The sequence below is a fragment of the Serratia montpellierensis genome (assembly GCF_020858655.1).
Taxonomy (GTDB): domain Bacteria; phylum Pseudomonadota; class Gammaproteobacteria; order Enterobacterales; family Enterobacteriaceae; genus Serratia; species Serratia montpellierensis.
The window spans coordinates 57248-77585 of record NZ_VOSN01000004.1; the positions used below are offsets into that span (position 1 = coordinate 57248).

Annotated in this window: 15 protein-coding genes and 2 pseudogenes; 5 read left to right on the forward strand and 12 right to left on the reverse strand. The window is 63.4% G+C overall.

Annotated features, from left to right (window positions below; translation table 11 throughout):
- Positions 1–69: 69 nt before the first annotated feature.
- On the reverse strand, positions 70–843 hold the full coding sequence (locus FUU19_RS04425) for an SDR family oxidoreductase (protein WP_025304606.1): 774 nt from the start codon (positions 841–843) through the stop codon (positions 70–72).
- A 432-nt stretch (positions 844–1275) separates the two neighbouring features.
- Between FUU19_RS04425 and uspB the strand changes: the two genes are divergently transcribed.
- The gene (gene uspB, locus FUU19_RS04430; RefSeq protein ID WP_016930435.1) at positions 1276–1611 is read left to right on the forward strand and encodes a universal stress protein UspB; all 336 of its coding nucleotides are present in this window, start codon (positions 1276–1278) and stop codon (positions 1609–1611) included.
- A 73-nt stretch (positions 1612–1684) separates the two neighbouring features.
- Here uspB and pitA read toward each other — a convergent pair whose 3' ends face one another.
- Positions 1685–3187 (reverse strand): inorganic phosphate transporter PitA, encoded by a 1503-nt coding sequence (pitA, locus tag FUU19_RS04435; RefSeq protein ID WP_141972028.1) that lies wholly within the window; start codon positions 3185–3187, stop codon positions 1685–1687.
- Positions 3188–3487: 300 nt separating this feature from the next.
- On the opposite strand from pitA, the gene FUU19_RS04440 reads away from it, so the two are divergent.
- Entirely contained in the window at positions 3488–4687 is a 1200-nt protein-coding gene (locus FUU19_RS04440; RefSeq protein WP_202670441.1) for an aminoacetone oxidase family FAD-binding enzyme, read from the forward strand.
- Between the two features lie 274 nt (positions 4688–4961).
- Here FUU19_RS04440 and FUU19_RS04445 read toward each other — a convergent pair whose 3' ends face one another.
- The 4 genes and pseudogenes from FUU19_RS04445 to FUU19_RS04460 all read right to left on the reverse strand — a co-directional run bounded on the left by FUU19_RS04445 (position 4962) and on the right by FUU19_RS04460 (position 7845).
- Complete coding sequence (locus tag FUU19_RS04445; RefSeq protein WP_141972032.1) at positions 4962–5384, reverse strand: VOC family protein; 423 nt, start codon at positions 5382–5384, stop codon at positions 4962–4964.
- 145 nt (positions 5385–5529) lie between these two features.
- Positions 5530–5946: an SRPBCC family protein gene (locus tag FUU19_RS04450; protein WP_141972034.1), complete on the reverse strand. Its 417-nt coding sequence runs from the start codon at positions 5944–5946 to the stop codon at positions 5530–5532.
- 36 nt (positions 5947–5982) lie between these two features.
- Positions 5983–6781 (reverse strand): annotated as a pseudogene (locus FUU19_RS04455) (SDR family NAD(P)-dependent oxidoreductase).
- A gap of 53 nt (positions 6782–6834) precedes the next feature.
- Entirely contained in the window at positions 6835–7845 is a 1011-nt protein-coding gene (locus FUU19_RS04460; RefSeq protein WP_230489948.1) for an aldo/keto reductase, read from the reverse strand.
- A 141-nt stretch (positions 7846–7986) separates the two neighbouring features.
- Between FUU19_RS04460 and FUU19_RS04465 the strand changes: the two genes are divergently transcribed.
- A complete protein-coding gene (locus FUU19_RS04465; RefSeq protein WP_141972040.1) occupies positions 7987–8886 on the forward strand; it encodes a LysR substrate-binding domain-containing protein in 900 nt (299 codons plus the stop codon).
- A 16-nt stretch (positions 8887–8902) separates the two neighbouring features.
- Here FUU19_RS04465 and FUU19_RS04470 read toward each other — a convergent pair whose 3' ends face one another.
- From FUU19_RS04470 to FUU19_RS04480, 3 genes are read right to left on the reverse strand one after another with little or no spacing between them, the layout of a single operon-like run.
- Positions 8903–11095, reverse strand: a complete 2193-nt coding sequence (locus tag FUU19_RS04470; RefSeq protein WP_230489950.1) for a virulence factor SrfC family protein — start codon at positions 11093–11095, stop codon at positions 8903–8905.
- Positions 11092–14037, reverse strand: a complete 2946-nt coding sequence (locus tag FUU19_RS04475; RefSeq protein WP_230490338.1) for a virulence factor SrfB — start codon at positions 14035–14037, stop codon at positions 11092–11094. Before FUU19_RS04475 ends, FUU19_RS04470 begins: the two co-directional genes overlap by 4 nt.
- Positions 14037–15275, reverse strand: coding sequence for an SrfA family protein (locus FUU19_RS04480; protein ID WP_230489952.1), 1239 nt, complete (start codon positions 15273–15275; stop codon positions 14037–14039). The genes FUU19_RS04475 and FUU19_RS04480 overlap by 1 nt, the downstream gene beginning before the upstream one ends.
- A 292-nt stretch (positions 15276–15567) precedes the next feature.
- Here FUU19_RS04480 and FUU19_RS04485 point away from each other — a divergent pair, with 292 nt between their 5' ends.
- Entirely contained in the window at positions 15568–16482 is a 915-nt protein-coding gene (locus tag FUU19_RS04485; protein WP_230489954.1) for a DMT family transporter, read from the forward strand.
- Here the strand turns inward: FUU19_RS04485 and pdxR are convergent.
- Positions 16479–17972, reverse strand: a pseudogene (gene pdxR / locus FUU19_RS04490) (MocR-like pyridoxine biosynthesis transcription factor PdxR). The gene FUU19_RS04485 and the pseudogene pdxR overlap by 4 nt on opposite strands.
- A 161-nt stretch (positions 17973–18133) precedes the next feature.
- On the opposite strand from pdxR, the gene FUU19_RS04495 reads away from it, so the two are divergent.
- Positions 18134–19045: an arginase family protein gene (locus tag FUU19_RS04495; protein WP_230489957.1), complete on the forward strand. Its 912-nt coding sequence runs from the start codon at positions 18134–18136 to the stop codon at positions 19043–19045.
- 16 nt (positions 19046–19061) lie between these two features.
- On the opposite strand, the gene FUU19_RS04500 is transcribed toward FUU19_RS04495, so the two are convergent.
- Together FUU19_RS04500 and FUU19_RS04505 are read right to left on the reverse strand one after the other, a co-directional pair.
- Positions 19062–19685 carry a LuxR C-terminal-related transcriptional regulator gene (locus FUU19_RS04500; RefSeq protein WP_197834620.1) on the reverse strand — a complete coding sequence of 208 codons (624 nt, stop codon included), beginning with the start codon at positions 19683–19685 and terminating at the stop codon, positions 19062–19064.
- Between the two features lie 108 nt (positions 19686–19793).
- Entirely contained in the window at positions 19794–20333 is a 540-nt protein-coding gene (locus tag FUU19_RS04505; protein WP_230489958.1) for a fimbrial protein, read from the reverse strand.
- Positions 20334–20338: the final 5 nt, after the last annotated feature.

Here is a 20338-nt window from a genome sequence, read left to right on the forward strand (position 1 = left end):
CAGAGAGTGTAGCCGCATGGCGCGGTTGCGCGCGAGCAGGTGCGGGGGCGATATTTGCCCCCGTCGAACTTATTTGGTGGTGTAGCCGCCGTTGATCAGGATGGTTTGGCCGGTTACCCACCAGCCGTCGCTGACCAGATGGCGGATGAAGGGCACCACGTCTTCGATATCGGTCAGGCCGGTTTTGCTGAACGGCGACAGCGCTGCCGCCGTCTTGTGGTAGGCCACGGCGTCCGCACCCTCCGCCGGGTAGAAGAACGGGGTGTCCATCGGGCCGGGGCCGACCGCCGTCACGGAGATGCCACGCTCGCCGAACTCCTTGGCGGCGGCGCGGGTGAAATGCTCCACCGGCGCCTTGGTGCCGGCGTAAGCGGCGTAGAACGGCGTGAAGGCGCCAAGCAGCGAGGTGACCAGCGTGCAGATTTTACCGTTGTCGTTGAGGTGTTTGCCCGCCTCTTTCAGGAAGAAGAACGCGGTTTTGGCGTTAACCGCCGTCATCTCGTCGTACTCGGCCTCGCTGATGTCGACCATCGGCTTTTTCAGCACTTTGCCGACGGTATTGATGGCGATATCCGGCTTACCGACGGCGGCGACCGCATCGGCGAACAGCTTTTCGACCGCGCCCGCGGTGGTGAGATCGGCCTGCAGCGCGACGCCTTGCGCCCCGGCGGCCTGAATGGCGGCGACGGTTTTTTCCGCCTCGGCTTTGGAGGCGGCGCTGTTGTAGTGGATCACCACCGCTTTGGCGCCTTGTTCAGCCAAATCGCGCGCGATCAGCCCGCCGAGGTTTTTGGCGCCGCCGGCGATGAGGACGGTTTTTCCCTTGATTGAATGGTTTGCCATAACAGTTTCCTTGGATGAACGTAACGGAAACCTGAGTCTAGCCAGCGTGGGGGGAAAGATCAGCGGCGTAGCGCGGGATAGACTATCCAGAAAAACCGACTAATTACCGGCCGGTGGCGGTTCGTTGTCACGCCCCGGCGGGGGTGTTTCAACGCGTGGCGGTAAATTTTATCCACTGATCAGGCCAGTTTGCGTTTCATTAACCTACAATGATGGATATGGGCCTCATCATTTCCCCTCTGAGTGGAACCACGCTGTGCAAATCTCTCTGTGCGGTGCGGCAATGTCTCCGGAGGCGGTGGGTTATGGGCGTGGTCCGTGCAGGCAAAAAAGGGGATGAGAGCGGTAAGCTCCAGCAGAGTATCGGGTAATGAGGTAGGGCGGTTGGACCCGGCGGATGGCCGCGGATAACAACGCCTTGAGGGGGCAATCATGATCAGTACCGTCGCGCTGTTTTGGGCCTTATGTGTGGTGTGTGTGGTAAACATGGTGCGGTATTACTCTTCTCTGCGCGCGCTGCTGGTGGTATTGCGCGGCTGTGACCCGCTGCTGTACCAATACGTCGACGGCGGCGGTTTCTTCACCGCCCACGGGCAACCCAGCAAGCAGCTGAGGCTGGTGCGCTATATCTTTGCGCAACGCTATGTCGAGCACCACGATCCGGAGTTTATTCGCCGCTGCGAGCGGGTGCGCGGGCAGTTTATGCTGACCTCGGCCCTGTGCGGCCTGGTGGTCATCAGCCTGATAGCGCTGATGATTTGGTATTAATGCCTTCCTGTTTCCCTTGATGCAGGCAAAAAAAAGGCGGCCCTGCGGCCGCCTTTCTCATGATGCTTATCGCTTAGATCAGCTTTAACGCAACCCAATACAGCGCACCGGAAAGCAGAATCGAGATTGGCAGGGTCAGTACCCAGGCCAACAGGATGTTCTTCACGGTTTTGCTCTGCACGCCGCCGCCGTCCACGATCATCGTCCCGGCAACCGCCGAAGAGAGGACGTGGGTGGTGGAGACCGGCATGCCGGTATAACTCGCCACGCCGATCGACAGCGCCGCGGTCATCTGGGCCGATACGCCCTGGGCGTAGGTCATGCCTTTCTTGCCGATCTTCTCGCCGATGGTGGTGGCCACGCGTTTCCAGCCCACCATGGTGCCGAGCGACAGTGCCAGCGCGACGGCGACGATGATCCACATCGGCGCGTACTCGACGGTCTGCAGCAGATCCTGACGCAGGTTCTTCAGGAAACGCTGGTCGGCGGATGAGGTTTCCGGCAGCTTGGCGACTTTATCCGCCGTGTCGGTCACGCACATCAGCAGGCGGCGCAGGTGGCTGCGCTGGTCAACTGTCAGCTGATCGTAGCTTTGCAGGTTGGCGAGCATGCCCTGAGCCAGCTCGATCGCCGGCATGGCGCGCGAACTGTCGCAGTGGAACTCGGCCGGCTTGTTAGGCGTAGCTTCGTCATCCGGGCTTGGCACCAGCGGCGTCAACGACACCGCATGCGACAGTGCGTCACCGTGCTGCTGGTAATATTGCTGCAGGTGGGTCACGGCATCACGCGTACGGGTGATGTCATAACCGGTTGCATTCATATTGACCACGAAGCCGGCCGGCGCAACGCCGATCAGCACCAGCATGATAAGGCCGATGCCTTTCTGGCCGTCGTTGGCGCCGTGCGAGAAGCTGACGCCAATCGCCGACAGGATCAGTGCGATACGGGTCCAGAACGGCGGCTTGCGTTTGCCGTCGACCTTTTCACGTTCCGCAGGGGTCATGTGGATACGCTGGCGTTTCTTGGTGCCACTCCAATAGCGGCGCAAGGCGAACACCATCACTCCCGCTACCATCATGCCGACCAGCGGCGAGAACAGCAGAGAAAGGAAAATGCCAATCATTTTCGGGACGTTAAGCGCATCCACCACCGAAGTGTGGGTCATCAGGGCGTTGGTTAAACCGACACCGATGATTGCGCCTATCAGCGTATGGGAACTGGAGGCCGGCAGACCGAAATACCAGGTGCCGAGGTTCCAGATGATTGCCGCCAACAGCATGGAGAAGACCATGGCTAATCCGTGCGCTGAACTGACGTTCAACAACAGATCGGTAGGCAGCAAATGGACGATGGCGTAAGCAACACTCAAACCGCCGAGCATTACGCCAAGAAAGTTGAACAAACCTGCCATCACGACCGCAAGTTGCGAGCGCATGGCGCGGGTATAAATAACTGTAGCGACCGCATTGGCCGTATCATGAAAACCGTTGATGGCTTCATAAAACAACACGAACAACAATGCGAGAATTAACATCAGGCCGGTATGGAAATCCAGGCCAGCGAACAAATGCAGCATAAGCGTTACGCCAGTTTGTGGACATGAACGCCGCGCATTATCAGTGACAACCGGTGCCGGGGAAAAGGAAAATATGACGTTTTTTTGATTTGGACATGACGAAACGATGACGCGCCTATAACAAAAATATGGAATATCAACGCGTTAATCTCCTCTGACCTCTGTAATATTTTCTTACTATGGCGTTGGCGGCGCCGGGGCTTTACAATCTGCCGCCGTGAATTTGGCGGTGACCGGCGGCGAAACGGCGTAATATGGCGCTCTTTTGTCGCGATTGTGGTTTTGATAAGTGAGGCTCAGGTGGAACAGTTTGATGTCGTAGTGATTGGGGCGGGCGCCGCCGGCATGTTTTGCGCCGCGCAGGCGGGGCAACTCGGTTGCCGCGTGTTGCTGCTCGACAACGGCAAAAAACCGGGCCGCAAGATCCTGATGTCCGGCGGCGGGCGCTGTAACTTTACCAATATGTACGCCGAACCGGCGGCCTATCTGTCGAACAACCCGCACTTTTGCAAGTCGGCGCTGGCGCGCTACACCCAGTGGGACTTCATCGATCTGATCAACCGCTACGGCATCGCCTACCATGAAAAAACGCTGGGGCAGCTGTTCTGCGACGATTCGGCGCAGCAGGTGGTGGATCTGCTGGTCAAAGAGTGCGAGCTGGGCCAGGTGACGATGCGCCTGCGCAGCGAAGTGCTGGGTGTGGAGAAAACCGAGAACGGTTACGCGCTGGCGCTCAATGGCGAAAAAGTAAGTGCTCGCTCACTTGTGGTGGCCAGCGGCGGATTGTCCATGCCGGGGCTGGGCGCTTCGCCGTTCGGTTACAAGCTGGCGGAGCAGTTCGGCCTCAAGGTGCTGCCGACGCGCGCCGGACTGGTGCCGTTTACCCTGCATAAGCCGCTGCTGGAGCATGTGCAGACGCTGTCTGGCGTCTCGGTGCCGGCGGTGCTCACCGCCGAGAACGGCGTCAGCTTCCGTGAAAGCATTCTATTTACCCATCGCGGCCTGTCCGGCCCGGCGGTGCTGCAGCTGTCCAGCTACTGGCAACCGGGTGAGTATGTGAGCGTTAACTTACTTCCTGAGCTGGATTTGGCGGCCTTCCTGGATGATCAACGCCGGGAGCACCCGAACCAAAGCCTGAAAAACACCCTGGCGCTGCAATTGCCGAAGCGGCTGGTGGAGTGCTTGCAGACCCTGGGACAGTTGCCGGAGGCGACGCTGAAGCAGCTGAATGCGCCGCAGCAGGCGGCGCTGGTGGATCTGTTGCAGAACTGGCGCGTGCAGCCGAACGGTACCGAAGGCTACCGCACGGCGGAAGTGACGCTTGGCGGCGTCGACACCAATGAACTTTCCTCCAAGACGATGGAGGCCCACAAGGCGCCGGGGCTCTACTTTATCGGCGAAGTGGTGGACGTGACCGGGTGGTTGGGCGGCTACAACTTCCAGTGGGCCTGGAGCTCGGCCTGGGCCTGCGCCCAGGCGCTGGCGGCGCAGGGGCGTTAACGTTCAGCAGTGACGGATCAGGCCGATGTTGTTGGCATAAAACGCAGATACAACCCAGCGAGCGTCATAAAGCATTAGTAGCTGGTCGGTTGTCGAAAGCGCTTGCGGATCGCCGAGACCCTATTCATTAGACTTGTGAACCATTTCCCACGCCATGTCCGGTGTCGGCAGCAGCCGAGAGGGAATGATGTTCGGCAAGACAGCGAATACCAGAGCAAAAATCACCGAGGCGATCGGTTTTCTCAGCCGACGAGGTTTCATTTTCTCTTGTCTGTTAATTGCACCCTGCCGGCCCTTTCAATTCCACGCGATTGCCGTCCGGATCGCTGAAATAAATCGATGGCCCGTCGCCTTCCGCACCGTAGCGCGATTCGGCGGGGTCAACGTCGATGCCCTGCGATCGCAGATAGGTCAACAACGCGTCTTCGTTGAATGGATCGATGCGCAGGCAGACGTGATCGACATTTTGCCGATGAGGATCGGGCGTTTCGCCACCTTTTTTCCCCAGTACGCCGTTGACGTCCACCAGGTCAATCATGGAGGCACCGGCGCGCAGGTGCACCAGCCCCAAATCCGGTCGCTGTTTGGCGATATCACAGCCGACGATCTGGGTATAAAAACGCAGGCTGTTCTGCATATCGCGCACGCGTAGCACCACATGATCCAGCCGTTGCAAGTTGAAGGGGCGCACGGTCATCTCCTCAAATGAACATCTCCTTTACAGCATAAGCGGCGATGACGGATTTATCCTGCTTCGCGGCGTTCCCGTTCGTGCGCCCAAACCCCCAAAAAAAACGGCCGATGGGTGCAGCCATCGACCGTGGGGCTTAAGCGTTCAAGCGTTAACGAGGGAAGTTGTCGCTCAGCGCATCCAGGCCGCCCTGGTAGATGCCGCTGAACAGGGCGACGGCCTCGTCGTCGCTGATGTTGACCGGCGTGAAGCTGCCCGACCACTCCACGCGCGCCACGTTGGCGTCGTCGGTGGCGTGCACTGACAGGGTGGACAGGTAATTCACCACCGGGAACGGCGCCTGCATGATGGAGTAGCTGTAGCTGCGTTGACGGTTGTCGAACGCTTCCAGCCGCTCGATGACGGTGCCGCCGTCGGCGGTGGTTAAGGTACGCACGCGGCCGCCTTGTGAAACGACGCTTTTCGGGATGAACGGCAGCCAGTCAGGCAGGGCGTCGAAGCCGCCGATCAGTTGCCATACGGTGTCGGCAGATGCCGGGATGTCCATAGAGACGGATGTAGTAGCCATTTTCTTTCTCTCTTAATATCGGGTTCGGGTACAGGGTTACATTGCCAGCGTATCTACGACGCCACCGTCAACGCGTAGCGCCGCGCCGGTGGTGGCCGAAGACAGCGGAGAGGCGAGGTAAACGGCCAGGTTGGCCACTTCATCAACGTCCGCCGCGCGCTGAATAATGGAGCTTGGGCGTTCGGTTTTAACGAACTCGTCGGCCTGATCGCGTGCGCTGCGCCCGGATTTGGCCGCCGCATCCGCCAGCATTTCTTGCAGGCCTTCGGTAAAGGTTGGCCCCGGCAGAATGGCGTTGACCGTCACACCGGTGCCGGCGAGGCGTTTCGCCAGGCCGTGAGACACCGCCAGGTTGGCGCTTTTGGTGACGCCGTAGTTGATCATGTCCGCCGGGATGGCGACGCCGGATTCGGACGACACGAAAATAATGCGTCCCCAACGTCCTCTCGGTCATGCTCTGCGCGTAGTGGCGCGCCAGACGCACGCCCGAGAGGACGTTGACGTTATAGAAGTGCATCCACTCGCTGTCGGGCACGGTAAAGAAGTCTTTATCGTTGAAAATGCCCAGGTTGTTGATCAGCACGTCGGCTTTCGGTTCCGCGGCGAACAGGGTAGCAGCCCCTTGTTCCGTCCCGAGATCCGCGACCACGCCGCGTACCTGCGCGCCGGGCACGTTGGCGCTGATGTCGGCGATGGCGTGATCGACCCCGCTTTTCTGACGGCCGACGATCACGACGGTGGCGCCCGTTTTGGCGAGCCCGCGCGCGATGCCGAGGCCGATGCCGGAGGTGGAGCCGCTGACGACGGCGACTTTGCCTGAAAGATCCAGTTTCATCATGTATCTCATCGAGTTAATGGGGGTAATGGGGCCATGTGGCCCCATAAAACTTAACGAGTCGGCAACGGCGCGTTGTCGGCCACCAGTTTCTGACGGCGCATTTCGGCCCAGAATTCAGCCGGGATAACGGCGTCCAGCGCAGCCAGATCTTCGGCCATGCGGCCAGGGCGGCTCGAACCGGGGATCACGGCGGCCACCGCCGGGTTAGCCAGCGCGAACTGCAGCGCGGCGGCTTTGACGTCGACCTGGAAGCGAGCGGCGATCGCTTTGATTTGCGCTACCTTTGCCAGCACCGCCGGGGACGCTTTCTGGTATTCGTAGTGCTCGCCGCCGGCCAGCACGCCGGAGTTGTAAGGGCCGCCGACGACGATGTCGACGTTGCTCGCCAGGGCTTCCGGCATCAAACGCTGCAGGGCGCGTTCATGATCCAGCAGGCTGTAACGGCCGGCCAACAGGAAGGCATCCGGCTGCGTTTCGCTCAGGCCCAGCGCCAGTTCACAAGGCTCGACGCGGTTGACGCCGAGGCCCCAGGCCTTGATCACCCCTTCTTTACGTAGACGGGTCAGCGCGCGGAAAGCGCCGGTGCGGGCGATGTTGAACTGCTCAATCCAGTTGTCGCCGTAAAAATCCTGGGCCGGATCGTGGATCCAGACGATATCCAGGCGGTCGGTTTTGAGGCGCTTCAGGCTGTCTTCAATGGAACGCAGCGTGGCATCGGCGGAGTAGTCGTTGACGATCTTGTTCTTCAGACCGTGTTCGAACAGACCGCCTTTCTCGCCCAGATCGCGGGCGGAGGTGTCTTCTTCTTCGTCCAGCATGATGCGGCCCACTTTGGTGCTCAGCACATACTCGTCGCGCGGGTATTGCGACAGCACTTCACCCATGCGGATTTCCGACAGGCCGGAACCGTAGAGCGGTGCGGTGTCGAAGTAGCGAATGCCCAGATCCCAGGCGCCGCTGACGGTGGCTTGCACGTCCTCTTGCGGGATGTTGCGGAACATATTGCCGAGCGGCGCGCCGCCCAAACCGATCTTGCCAGGTAAAATATTTTTGATGCTCATAGTCGATCCTCAATACGTTATCTTTTCAGGGAAACTTATGGGGCTCATACCTGTCTGCCCCGTCACGAGGCTAAAGATAACGTGGCAAGTTGTGACTTGATAGGACATAATTTGTCTAAGTTAAGTCCTTTGAGGTCTCACATGATCGATTTACGTCAGTTGAAATACTTTGTCGCGGTGGCGGAAGAGGAGCACGTCGGCCGCGCCGCCGAACGGCTGCACATTTCCCAGTCCCCGCTGAGCCGGCAGATTTCCCAGCTTGAGGAGCGCCTCGGGTTGATGCTGTTTGAGCGCAATCAGCAGCGCATCCGCCTGACCGCCGACGGCCAGACGTTTCTGGCCGAAACCCGCGCCCTGTTGACGCACGCCAACCGGCTCGAGTCGCTCGGGCGCCGCCTGGGGCGGGGGGAAGACGGCGGGCTGTGCATCGGCTATATCGAAAATGCGATGCACTCCGGCGTTTTGTCGAACGCATTGCGATCGCTGCGGGTGTCCCGGCCGGATGTGCACATCGTGCTTTACAGCCAACCTTCTTCCATGCAGCTGGAAGGGCTGCGGCAGCGTAGCCTGGACGTGGCGTTGGTCAATACGGCGCCGGATCGCGACGATCAGGATTTGGACTATACGCAGGTGTTGGACGATCGCATGCTGCTGGCCCTGCCGCAGACGCATCCGCTGGCTGAAAGGGAGACGCTGCAGCCGGCGGATCTCACCGATCAGGCCTGGATCTCGGTGATCCACAAAGAGGATGCTCATTCGCGCGACGACTTCGTGGCGGCCTGCGTGAAGGCCGGGTTCGATCCGGATATTCGGCTGGAAGCGGGCGAGCCGCTGACCGCACTGGGGTTGGTCGCCGCCGGGTTGGGGATGACGCTGATCCAGCACAGCCTGCGGCATAACGCGCCGCAGGGCGTGGTGCTGCGCGAACTGCCCTGGATGCAATACACCACGCAGCTGTGGGCAGTGTGGCACAAGGCCAACCTGCGCCCGCTGGTCACCCATTTCCGCGAAGTGATGTCGGCCGGGCCGGCCTGCCACTGATCGCCGGCGGCGTCTACTATGGCACCGCGCGTAAAGCGGCCACGATCGCCGCCAGGTCGGCGCGCTGCTCGTCTGCCAGCGCGGGCTGCGCCTGTGCCGCATTCTCCGCCAGCAGGGTTTGCAGGCCGATCAGCCAGTCATAGATATAAAACGCGGTATTTTTGGTCGGCGTTGGCGCCAGCCGGGTTAGCCGCTGCTGGCCGCTCCAGTCCACCGCCGGCTGCGGCGGCGGGGTAAAGATCGGCTGGCCGGGGTTGACGCGGCTCTCGGGGCGCGTTGCCGTATCGCGCCGCGGGAAGCCGAGCCAGGCGACGAAGTCGCCCAGTAGCGCCAGCGCCTGGCTGATCTGCCGATCTTCACCCTGTTCCGGCAGGCCCCCGGCGTACAGCGCACGCTCCAGTTCGTCGTCGAGCTGCAGGCGGCAGGCGGCGCCGATCAGCGCATCGACCAGCAATTCCAGGTGCGGTTTCTCGACGCCAAGCAGATCCAACAACCGGCGGCTGTCCGGCAGCGCACGCAGATGGTTGATCCAATCCGCGAAGATCCGCGCGGCAAAAGGCGATGCGGGCTGACTGCCCGACGCGGTGGGTTCTTGCTCGCCGAACAGATCGATATCCAGCCCGAATGGTGAAGGCGCCATCGTCGGGGCTGGTGCGCTGTGCTGCTGTTGCTGATAAAGCTGGCGCAGCGTATCGCGCTGGGGCAGCAACCGTTCCAATAGTTCGCCGTGGCGGCCGGCCTGCGCCTGCAGTGCGCGCAGCAGCTGTTGCGCGCGTTGCTGCGTCGCGTGCGGATCGGCGGCGGTGAGCCAGTTGCCGAGCAGGCTTTCCGTCAGCTCGCGCTGCAATTCCTCACGCTGTTCGAGCAGGCGCGCTTGCTTGTGGGCCGGACGCGCCTGAGCGGCCAGATAGTTCACCATGCGGCGGCAGTCCTGTTCATCCAGCGCCAGCAGCGTGGCCCAGCTGTCGCCGGGCTCGCCGACCTGACGCTGGACGGCGTCGTCGGGCCGCGCTTTGCCTTCCTGACGCGAGTCGAACGGCGTGATTGCCCAGATTAAACCGGGCTTGCGGCGTTGGCGCAGCGCCGGGGTTTCCCCCTGGGTGTGGTTGACCCAATCGCCGAGCGCCTGGCCGACGCGCGCGGCGTCCTGCGGCGTGGCGGCGGCATCGGTTACCAGCAACAGATTGGCGTGCAGGCCGTCCGCACAGCGGGTCAATAAATGGGCGCGCTTTGCCTGTTGCAGACGCTGCGCCGGCTCCGCCTGCGGACAGCTGCGGCTGCCGGGCAGGTCGATCAGCGCCACATCGGCGGGCAGGCCCGCCTGCGCCGTCTGCGGCAGAACGGTGGTCACTTCGGCGGTCAGCCAGGCCAGATCGCTCAGTGCGATCTCCCGTTCATCGCCTTGTTCGGTCATGACGGCGATCGTGGCGTTTTCCGGTACGGCGTTTGCGGTCAGCTGCGCCAACGCGCGGCGCGGTGCATGAACCTGTCGGTTGTCGCCGAGGGTATGCAGCGCGTGCGCCAGCTGGCGATAACGCGCCGTCAACGTCGTCTCCTCTCCCCACAGCGGTGCAAACAGGCGCGCGCGATCGTCGATGCTCAGCTGCGGCGCCAGCGTCACTGCCTGCGGCCAGAAGTGCCTGTCGAGCGTGGGTTGCTCTTTGCCGCCGTGGCGGCGTTGATTGTCCCACAGCGCCAGCACGGCGTTGCCGTCGAGGCCATCGAGGGCGACGGCTTGGCGGTGGCGCGCCAACGCTTGCAAATGGCCGGCGATGGCGCGGGCGTCCCAGTCCGGGCGAAAGCCGCGCATCGCGGCGGCGTCGATCGTGATGGCCAACCACTGCGCTTCGTTGAGCAGCGCGAGGGCGATCGGATAATCGGCGGGCCCCGTTTCGGCCGCCGTGCAGTAGCGCACCGCGAGCGACAGGTCCGCGTTGAAGCGTTTGGCGCCAGGCGCCAGCGCCGCCAGCAGATGGGCCTTGGCGGCGGCGTTGTGGCCATACAAACCGATGGCGACCTGCGCAGGCCGGGTGTTTTCCAACTGGACGGCGCGGTTATGGCAACCGCGCAGACGCAGCGTCAGTCGATCGGCTTCCCGCTCCAGGCGGGCGGATTGTCGGCGTGTGGCGTCCACCCAGTCGATCGCCTGCACAATGCCGGCGCTGAGCGCGTTATTCGGGGCCGCTAGGGCAAAGGTGTGCGTTTTCATCGTGGGTAAATGCTCCCGCTGTCTATCCAGTAGTGGGTCGCACCGGAGGCGCTGGCAGCCAGGGTATTGAGTTTCAGTTGCAGGTGGTGAGCCGGGACGGGACTGCCGTCGGCCAGCACCGCCTGCGCGATCTTGACGCTTTCGGCGCCCTGCTCGGCGCTGGCGGTGATGGCCAGACGCAGGCCGATCACCGCGTCGCCGGCCAGCTTGCGCGCCAGCTGGGCGTCATTGATGGTCAGCGTATAGAGCGGGGAAGCCGGCCAGCGTTCGTTGTCCAACTGTCGGAAGCCCAGACGCAGTGGGCCGCGCAGCTGGAAGCTGCCGGCGGGATCGAGCGCGAAATCGGCGCGATCCAGATCGATGTCGCGGTAATAGACGTTATCGTCCGCCAGCATGTTGTTGCCGTCCAGCATGCCCAGATAGCGAATGGTGGAGTAGGGCTGGAAATCGCCGACGTTGAAGTAAAAGCTCTCCAGCCGCAGATCGATCGCCAGCAGGCACAGCATGGCGCCCACCGCGGCGGTGGATTTCGGGTTGTCGATGCGGCCGCGTTTGTTGAACGGGTACCAGCTGCGGGTGTGGTAGCCCTCAAGCGGCAGAATGCGGCTGGCGGGTAGCGGCTGCAGGTGGCGCAGCAGCGCCTGCACGCCGGGGAAACGCGCCGGGCGACCGGTCAGCAGCAGCACGTCGCAGGTATACAGCGCCACCACCTCGGCCAGCAGGCGCAGGCAGCGGCCGATGCCGATGCGATCGGACAAGAAGGCGGCGTGCAGATCGGCCAGGCGGATCACCAGCGGGGTGTGCAGAATATCGAAGGCGTCGCTGTCGGCTTCGCGCTGCACTTCGCCGTTGATAAACGCCAGCACCTGCGGCGTCGGCGGCTGCGGCAGCAGATCGCCGAGGTTGGCGGCGATTTCCGCCCGGCTGTCCAGCGGATCGTATTCTTCATAGGCACCGAGCAGCGCACGCCCGGCGGGCATGAAGATCTGCAGCGCGGCCTGCTGACGCAGGGTGGAAAGCCCGTCCATGCGCCCTTCGTTGCCGAACAGTTTGTCCATCAGCGCCGCGGCGGCGTTCACGCCGGCGGCTTCGAACGCCTGTTGCACGGCGGGCAGAACAAATTGCTGGATAATGTCCAGCAGGATGTCGTCGCCGGCGACCTTAAAGCCCTCGCGGAACAGCAGGCGCGGGTTGATTTTGATGTTGTTGCCCACGCCGTCGTCGAGCGAGTAGTGCGTGATCGCCAGATCGGTGGTGCCGCCGCCGATGTCGATGGAGGCGATGCGCAGCGTTTTCCCGGCCTGTTCACCCGGCGCCAGCGGCCGATCGGGCCGCGCCATGGCGGCGAAGAAGGCGTCGGTGCGGCCGGCGAAGTTCACCTGGGTTTCGTTGTACAGATAGACCATTTGGCCGCAGGTCGCTTCATCCCACTCGATCTGCACCTGCGGTGCCGGGAAGCGGGTGTGCGTGCCGTCAAATGGCGCATCCTGTGGGTGCCAACCGAGGGCTTTCCATACCAGCCCAATCGCTTCCTGCATGCGGCGACGGAAGATCTCGCGCTCCGGCTTCGGCATCGCCGAAGGCAGCGTCAGGATGATGGCGCGTAAACGGCGCGGCGCGGCGGCGTTCGGCATGCGGCTGCGTTGGGCGATGCTGTTGATCTGCATCAGCGCCTGCGCCAACAGCTCGCTCAACATCAGGCTCATCACCGCGCTGCGGCTGTAATGGGCGGCGAACACCGGCAGCCGTTCGGCCGTCGGCAGGGCGGACAGCGGCACGCCCTCATCGTTGATCAGGGTGGTTAACGGCGCGGCGGCGGCCATCGGCTCGTGCCGCTCGTTGAAGCGCCAGCCGGGCGCATAGCGCTCCTCGTCCCACAGATAACGCCGTGGGCTGGAGATGCCGGTGGTGCCTTCATGCCCTTCGCGTCGCTGCGCCAATTGCGCGGCCTCACGGCCGACGCGGGTGATGGACGGCCATTGGAAGGCATCGTCGCGCCCGCTCTGGAACGACAGATGCGGTTTGCCGAAGACGGCCTGAGAAAACTCCACCCGGCTCTCGAACAGTTCGTTGTAGACCTGATGCGGTTCGGACAGCGAGCGCAGCTGCAGCTCATAGGTTTGCTTCAGGCCGTTGCTCTCTTCCGGATGGTCCTCGACCAGCACGCCGCAGGTGTGAGAATTGCCGACGTCCAGCACCAGATCGACGTCGATCGCCGGTTGTTGCAGCGTCGCCGCCACCATTTTTATCTGCGGCACCGCCAGCTGATGACCGAGCATGTGCAACAGATTGAGGTAGTGCGCCTGATACTCGAAGGTTTTCAGCCCGGCGTTGATCTCCGCCTCGGCGCGCTGTTCCCGCTCGGTGGCACGCTGGCTGAACGCCTCGCGCAGCCAGCCGTCCACCCAGGTCAGATCGAGGAACTCGCCCAGCTCGTGGTTGCGGTGCGCCAGCGTGAAGTTCAGCCCGGTGCCGAGATCGCTTTCGCCCGGCGCCAACGCTTCCTGGCCGGGCGCGGCGGCACGGGTGTCGAAGGCCAGCACCACGCGCAGCAGGTTGCCGTCCTGATCCGGCTCATCCAACTGCACCACCTGCAGACGTGCCCAGTTATCCGGGCCCGATAAAAACATTCCCGAGGCGGTGTAGCGCAGGAACGGCAACGGCAGCCAGAGCTTATCCAGCAGGCGCAGCGACTGCTGCAGCGGGTAGCTGAACTCCGGCCGCACCACTTCGGCGGCTTGTCCGCCCTCGGCCGGCAGTTGGTATTTGCCGCTCTCGGCCTCCCATTGCAGGCGCAGCAGCGGGCCACTGGCGGTCTTGCGCACGAATTTGCCGGGAAACTCGGCGTCCAGCCGCGGCGTCAGGGCAAAGTCCAGAAACTGAATGCCGCTGTCCTGAATCAGCGTAACGCCGTGTTTGTAGTCAGTAAGGGGGGCCAGCATCATTTACTCTCACGCTTGAACGTCATGGGATAGGTGGTGTCCGCATCGTAGCGGCCGGTGCACTCCGCCGCGCCGGTCTCGCCCTGGCGGCAGACGATTTCCGGGATCTGATAGCGGCTGCCGTCGCTGCAGCGTGCCTTGGTGCGGCTGTTGATCACCAGATTGCCGGACTGCATCAGGCCGGCTTCGACCGCGACCCGACAGGTGACGCCGTCGCCGTAGGCGATGATGGCGTTGCCTTTGCCCGCGTTCAGGCGGTATTGCAGGCTGGGGCGTTTGCCGGTGATCGGATCTTTCAGCGCCACCGTGGCGCGCCATTTGCCGTTAAGGAAACGGGTGGAGCCGGCCTTCACCGCCTCGGGCGGTAGCACCAGCGCATTTTTGTCCGCCGGCTGCGGGATGACCGGCGCCGGTGGCGGCGGCATCAGCGTCGCGTGCGCCAGCGGCAAACGCAGCTTAGGCAACGGCGCGGCGGTTTTTTCCGGCGCTGCCGGAGGGTGCACCTCAGTCGGTATCGCCGGTTGCGGCGGCGGTGAGCGGTGCAGCCAGGCGGCCAGCGCCGCACTGCCTAACAGCAGCACGGGCAACAGCCACAGCGCGTGGCGCCGACGTGGGCGAACGACGGCAGGGGATTCGACGGGTACCGCCGGAGCGGGCACCGGTTCAGGCTCGGCGGCCGGGGCCGGTTTTACCGGTTCGACAAAGGCCGGTTTGCGTGGGGCGGCGGCGATCGGCACCGGTTTTTCCACTTCCGATTCGAGCGGGCGCAGGCAGGCTAACGGATCGTCCGGGCTCTGCGCCTGCGGTTTGATAAAGCCCCAAAAGGTCAGCACCGGCCGGTCGTCTACCAGGTAGACGTGGTTGGGATCGGGAATATGCATCGCTTTGGCCAGCAGCGCGCCGAACAGGCGGTGGCTGGGATGAGCGGTCGCCTGGGTCTGCTCCGTCAGGCTGCGGAAGGTCGCCAGGCAGTGTTCCAGGTGGCGCACCGCCTGCGCGCGTTGGGCGTCGCTGGCCGCCAGCCAGGAGGTGACCTTTCCCGGGAAGGGCGCATACCAGTCGATGCGGGTGCCGCTTTCGTTCGGCTGGGGGATCGCCAGACAGTCGGCGGCCTGTGGCTGCTGGCGAAGACGCAGGGTTTCCCGCAGCTGCTGCGCGCAGGCGTAGATCGGTTGCCCGTTCTCGCCTAAAGCCAGCACATCATCCAAACTGCCACTGCGTAAGAAGGGTTTCACCACGGCACCTTGTCCTGTTCTGCAAAAACGCATAAAAGTCCATGATACCCCGCAGGCAGTGCCGCCAAACGGCCAAGGACAGCCCGAAAAACGCCCTTCTCTGGCGTTAGCGGCGCACTTTGGCAACCGGCACAGTGAAAATCTCGCTATCTGGACCTGTCCGTGAACCGCTTTATCTGAAAAATAGAACGCAGCCCCGGCAAGCGACGCCGGGGAATGCTGTTCTCTTTCACTATGACCTCGCCTCGCGGGTTGCCGATTTCGGTATGCCTCAGGCGTGCGGAGCGTTCGCATCATGGACAGTCAGTCTGAAAAAACTCTCGTTGTTACCCCCGCTCATCCCGAGGTCGGGCATTCGGCTCAGGGCTGGATGAACGGCTTCCTCGGCATGATTATCTTCAGCGGCTCGCTGCCCGCCACGCGGGTGGCGGTGCTGGAGCTCGATCCGCTGTTTCTGACGGCGGTCAGGGCGGCGATTGCCGCCTTGCTGGCCCTGTGTGCGTTGCTGATCACCCGCCAGGCGCGGCCGACGCGGGCCGATTTGCCGCCGTTGCTGTTTGTGGCGCTCGGCGTGGTCATCGGTTTCCCGCTGCTGACGGCGCTGGCGCTGCAGCACACCACCTCGGCGCATTCACTGGTGTATATCGGCCTGCTGCCGCTGGCGACCGCCGGTTTTGGCGTCTTGCGCGGCGGAGAGCGGCCCAAGCCCGCTTTTTGGGCCTTTTCCGGGATCGGGGCCGCGCTGGTGGGGGCGTTCGCGCTGAGCCAGGGAAACGGCGGTACCTGGCAAGGGGATGCGCTGATGATCGGTGCGGTGCTGCTGTGCGGTCTGGGCTATGCCGAAGGGGCGGTGCTGTCGCGTCGGATCGGCGGCTGGCAGGTCATCTCCTGGGCGCTGGTGGTGGCGTTGCCGTTGACGCTGGCGGCCGCGTGGTGGGCGGCGCCGGCCGCTTGGCCTGCCGTCAGCGGCGCTGCCTGGCTGTCGCTGGTGTACGTCTCGGTGTTCAGCATGTGGATTGGGTTTATTTTCTGGTATCGCGGCCTGGCGCAGGGCGGCATCGCCGCCGTCGGGCAGCTGCAGCTGCTGCAGCCGTTCTTCGGCCTGGCGCTGGCGGCCTGGCTGCTGCAGGAAACCGTCCAGCCGATGATGATCGCCGTGATGGCCGGCGTGGTGGTTTGCGTGTTCGGCGCCAAGCGCTTTTCCCGCTAGGCACCGCTGCCGGTGCAGGCCAGGATCACCTGTCCGAGCCGTTCCACCGCCTGTTGCACCTGGCGGTCGGCATAACCGCCCAACCCCAGCACCAGGCCCGGTTCACCGTGGCCGGGTGCATACATCGGCGACACCGCCCGCAGCGCCAATCCGGCTTCGTTGGCGCATTGGGCGACCCGCACGTCATCGAGATCTTTCCTCAGCCACAGCACCATGTGCATGCCCTGCGATCAGGGCTGCACTACCGCCAAATCGGCGGGGATATGCGTGTTGATCGCCTCGATCAGCACCCGGCGTTTCTCGGCGTAGACGCTACGCATTTTGCGGATATGCCGGTCGAGATACCCTTCGGCGATAAAGGCGGCCAGCACGTGTTGATCCGCGCTGGGCGGATGGCGATCCATCAGGATCCTGGCGCCGCAAAAGGCGTCGACCAGCGGCGGTGGCACGATGGCGTAACCCAGCCGCAGGGAAGGGAACAGCACCTTGCTGAAGGTGCCGAGATAGAGCGTCCGCTCGGGCGCCAGCCCCTGCAGCGAAGGGAACGGGTGACCGGCGTAGCGCATCTCGCTGTCGTAATCGTCTTCCACGATCCAGGCCTGCCGCTCTTTGGCCCAGGCCAGCAGGGCGCTTCTTTTCGCCATGCTCATCGGCATGCCCAGCGGATATTGATGCGACGGCGTGACAAAGGCGGCGCGGGCATCGGCGGCCAGACGCACGCCGGCGGCAACATCGATGCCGTCGTCGACGACGGGCACCCTGATCATGTGCCGATCGCGAAACAGGCTGTCGAAAATGGCGGTAATGCCGGCGTAGGCGGGATCTTCCACCCAGGCGCTGTCGCCGGCGTCCAACAGGATCTGCGCGGCCAAATAGAGCCCTTGTTGCGTGCCGGCGGTGATGAGGATTTGTTGCGGCGTGCAGTTGACCGAGCGGGAACGGCGCACATAGTCGCAGATGGCTTCGCGCAGCGGCAACGCGCCCAGCGGATCGCCGTAGCCTGACGGGGCGCCGGGGCCGCGCGCCCGGATGCGGTTGCCGAGCCGCCGCCAGACATCGTCGGGCGCGGTATCGCCGATCGGCACCGAGACGGTGAACGGCACCGGCGGCAGCGCCCGCGCCTGGGCGGCGAAGCGCGCCAGATGCTGCGCCTGTGAAGAAAGCGGAACCGCGACCGCCGAACTCGCCTGCGCGTTGGCGTGCGGCGTGCGGCGCGGCGCCTGATAGTGAGCGACCCGGGTACCGGAGCCGGGCTGCGGTTCGAGAAAACCTTCCGCCGTTAGCTGAGCAAAGGCCTCCAATACCGTGCCGCGCGCCAGATTCAGCGCCGCCGACAGCCGACGCGTCGAGGGCAGCAGATCGCCCGCTTTCAGATCGCCCCGATGGATGGCCTGGCGCAGGGCCTGCGCCAGCTGGTGGCTAAGCTGGCCCGCCTGGCGATCGAGCTCGCCGAGGGCGGGGACGTCAACGACTTTGGCTGTTCTGGGCATGAATTCCGGTTCGCTTTGCAGTGTGAAAATAGGTGTTCAGAGTAAACCGCTTTTGCCCTGTTCGCTATGCGCCGCGCAAGATTGAAAAAAGAACGCGCGCCCGGCGCGGCGGCGCTTATGCTTTTGGCTACGACGACGTTTTTTGCACGGAGATCGCACGTATGCACCTCATTCTTGCACCGAGCAATCTGGGCCTGCGGCCGTTGCGGCCCGGCCATGTGCCCGGCGCCTGGCGGGCGCCGCAGGCGCTGATGGCGCAGCGGCTGGTGGAAAGGTTGGCGGCGGGCGCGGTCAGCACCCTGCCGAAGCCGTCGTATTCCCCGCTGGCGCAGCCGGGCACCCGCATTCGCAATGGGCATGCTATTCGCACCTTCAATTTACAGCTGGCGGAGGCGGTGGCCGCAGTACAGGAGGGGGGAGATTTTCCGTTGGTCATCGGTGGCGATTGTTCGGTTTTATTGGGCGCGTTAGCCGGGGCGCGCCGGGCGGGGCCGCTGTCCCTGGTGCATATCGATGGGCACAGCGACTTCCGCCACCCTGGCAATTACGATGCCGAACAGACGTTGGGGGCGGTGGCGGGGATGGATTTGGCGTTGGCGAGCGGCCGTGGCGAACCCCTGCTGACGACCTGGCCCGGCGTCACGCCGCCGCTGGTGCCGGAACGGCAAATCGTACAGCTGGGGGAACGCGAGAGCCGGGATGTGGACTTCGCCTGGCCGGATATCGCGCAGACGGCGATTGAGCGCATTGATGTTTTTACCGCCCACCGCATCGGGGAAGCGGAAATCGCCCGGCGGATCGAACGCGTCTTGGCCGCGCAGCCGCAGTGGCGCTTCTGGCTGCATCTCGACGTGGACGTACTCGATCAAACAGTGATGCCGGCGGTCGATTCGCCGGGGTCGCCCGGCATCGATCGGCAATGGCTGGAGGATATCGGCGCGCGTCTGCTGCAAAATCCGCTGTGCTGCGGCATGACGGTGACGGTATTCGATCCCGATCTCGACCCCACCGGCCATTATGCGGCGCTGCTTGTCGATATGTTGGCGGCGATGTTCCAGCAACCTGGCGCATAATGGCCTGTTATCGCCTTTACCCCAAACCCCGCTGGTTCAGCAGCACCTTATTCAGCTCGCTGTTTTTACGCACGTTGAGCTTGCGCATCGCCGAACGCTTATGGGCGCTGATGGTTTTCTGGCTGCGCTGCAGCAGGCCGGCGATGCTGCAGGCGGACATGCCGCTGCTCATCAACCCCAGCACCTTTTTCTCGCAGTGGCTGAGCGCGGCGATGCGGCAGGCCTGGCATTTCCACATGCCGGCGGCGTGCAGCGCCACCCACGGATGTTGGATGAATTTTTCCAACGCCATTTGCAGCTTGAGACGGATGGCGTAGGCCGAATCGCGCCGATGGATGCTGAACAGCGGCGGCAGGTTTTTCACCTGTTGCTGGGTCGCGTCGTCGAGGATCAGCAGGGTCAGCTGCCGCTGGCGCGGGATGCCGTAGGGGCTCTGGTAGCAGCAGGCGCAGCCCCAGCGCTCTTCCGGCGTGCGGAACACGATTTCGATGTTATCCAAGGCCTGCAGCGCCAGCGGCGAGAACTGCGGGTACCGGCGGTGGCATTCGTTCAGGGAGTGCAGATAGTCCTGCAGCAGCAGACGCAGCCCCTGCTGGTAGAAGTTATCGCTGTCGAACAGCGTGAAGCGAATATCTGGCATGGGTGGCTCCTTAAAAGGCTGCGGCACCGCGCCGGAGCGAACGGTGACGGCCAATCGCCGGCGTTCGCGCGCCGGTCGTTTTCCTGATTTCCCTGGGGCGGTGCGGGCTTATTGGTACGCCAGCACAAAATTGGCGACGGACGTGAATTCGCCTTCGGTAATGCTTTGGTTCTGAATCGCACTCGGCCGTCCCTGCACATAGGCGGTGAAGTTCAGGCTGTTGGGGCCGTTTTGCAGCGCGACGGCGCTGGTGGCCTTATTCAGATCGATATCTGCGCCCTGATGATCGAACAGGGCGATGGCGGCGCCGTTCGCGCCGTTGTTGATCGCCAGCCTGCCCGGCAGCTCTCCGTCTTCGGTGCCGCTGAAGGTCACGCTGACGGATTTGAACACCGTGGTCTTGCAGTCGGTCAGCTTGATGCTGAACGGTACCGGCGTGGTATGGCCGTAGCGGTACAGGGTTTTGACGATCACCGTGCCCATATCCACCAACTGATCGGCGGACTGCGGTTCGAGATTGCACGGGCGGCTCACCACGGTGCCGTGGAACTGCACCGGCGCGCCGATAAGCTCGGTGTTCGCCGCCGCCGGCACGGCGGCAAACCACCAGGGCGCGCAGCTCAGCAGCGCTAAAGCGCGTAGACGCATTTTCC

Coding starts and splice junctions, on each gene's coding strand:
- FUU19_RS04425 (WP_025304606.1), bottom strand. CDS start 843: ATGGCAAACCATTCAATCAAGGGAAAAACCGTCCTCATCGCCGGCGGC.
- uspB (WP_016930435.1), top strand. CDS start 1,276: ATGATCAGTACCGTCGCGCTGTTTTGGGCCTTATGTGTGGTGTGTGTG.
- pitA (WP_141972028.1), bottom strand. CDS start 3,187: ATGCTGCATTTGTTCGCTGGCCTGGATTTCCATACCGGCCTGATGTTA.
- FUU19_RS04445 (WP_141972032.1), bottom strand. CDS start 5,384: ATGACCGTGCGCCCCTTCAACTTGCAACGGCTGGATCATGTGGTGCTA.
- FUU19_RS04450 (WP_141972034.1), bottom strand. CDS start 5,946: ATGGCTACTACATCCGTCTCTATGGACATCCCGGCATCTGCCGACACC.
- FUU19_RS04460 (WP_230489948.1), bottom strand. CDS start 7,845: ATGAGCATCAAAAATATTTTACCTGGCAAGATCGGTTTGGGCGGCGCG.
- FUU19_RS04465 (WP_141972040.1), top strand. CDS start 7,987: ATGATCGATTTACGTCAGTTGAAATACTTTGTCGCGGTGGCGGAAGAG.
- FUU19_RS04470 (WP_230489950.1), bottom strand. CDS start 11,095: ATGAAAACGCACACCTTTGCCCTAGCGGCCCCGAATAACGCGCTCAGC.
- FUU19_RS04475 (WP_230490338.1), bottom strand. CDS start 14,037: ATGCTGGCCCCCCTTACTGACTACAAACACGGCGTTACGCTGATTCAG.
- FUU19_RS04485 (WP_230489954.1), top strand. CDS start 15,568: ATGGACAGTCAGTCTGAAAAAACTCTCGTTGTTACCCCCGCTCATCCC.
- FUU19_RS04495 (WP_230489957.1), top strand. CDS start 18,134: ATGCACCTCATTCTTGCACCGAGCAATCTGGGCCTGCGGCCGTTGCGG.
- FUU19_RS04500 (WP_197834620.1), bottom strand. CDS start 19,685: ATGCCAGATATTCGCTTCACGCTGTTCGACAGCGATAACTTCTACCAG.
- FUU19_RS04505 (WP_230489958.1), bottom strand. CDS start 20,333: ATGCGTCTACGCGCTTTAGCGCTGCTGAGCTGCGCGCCCTGGTGGTTT.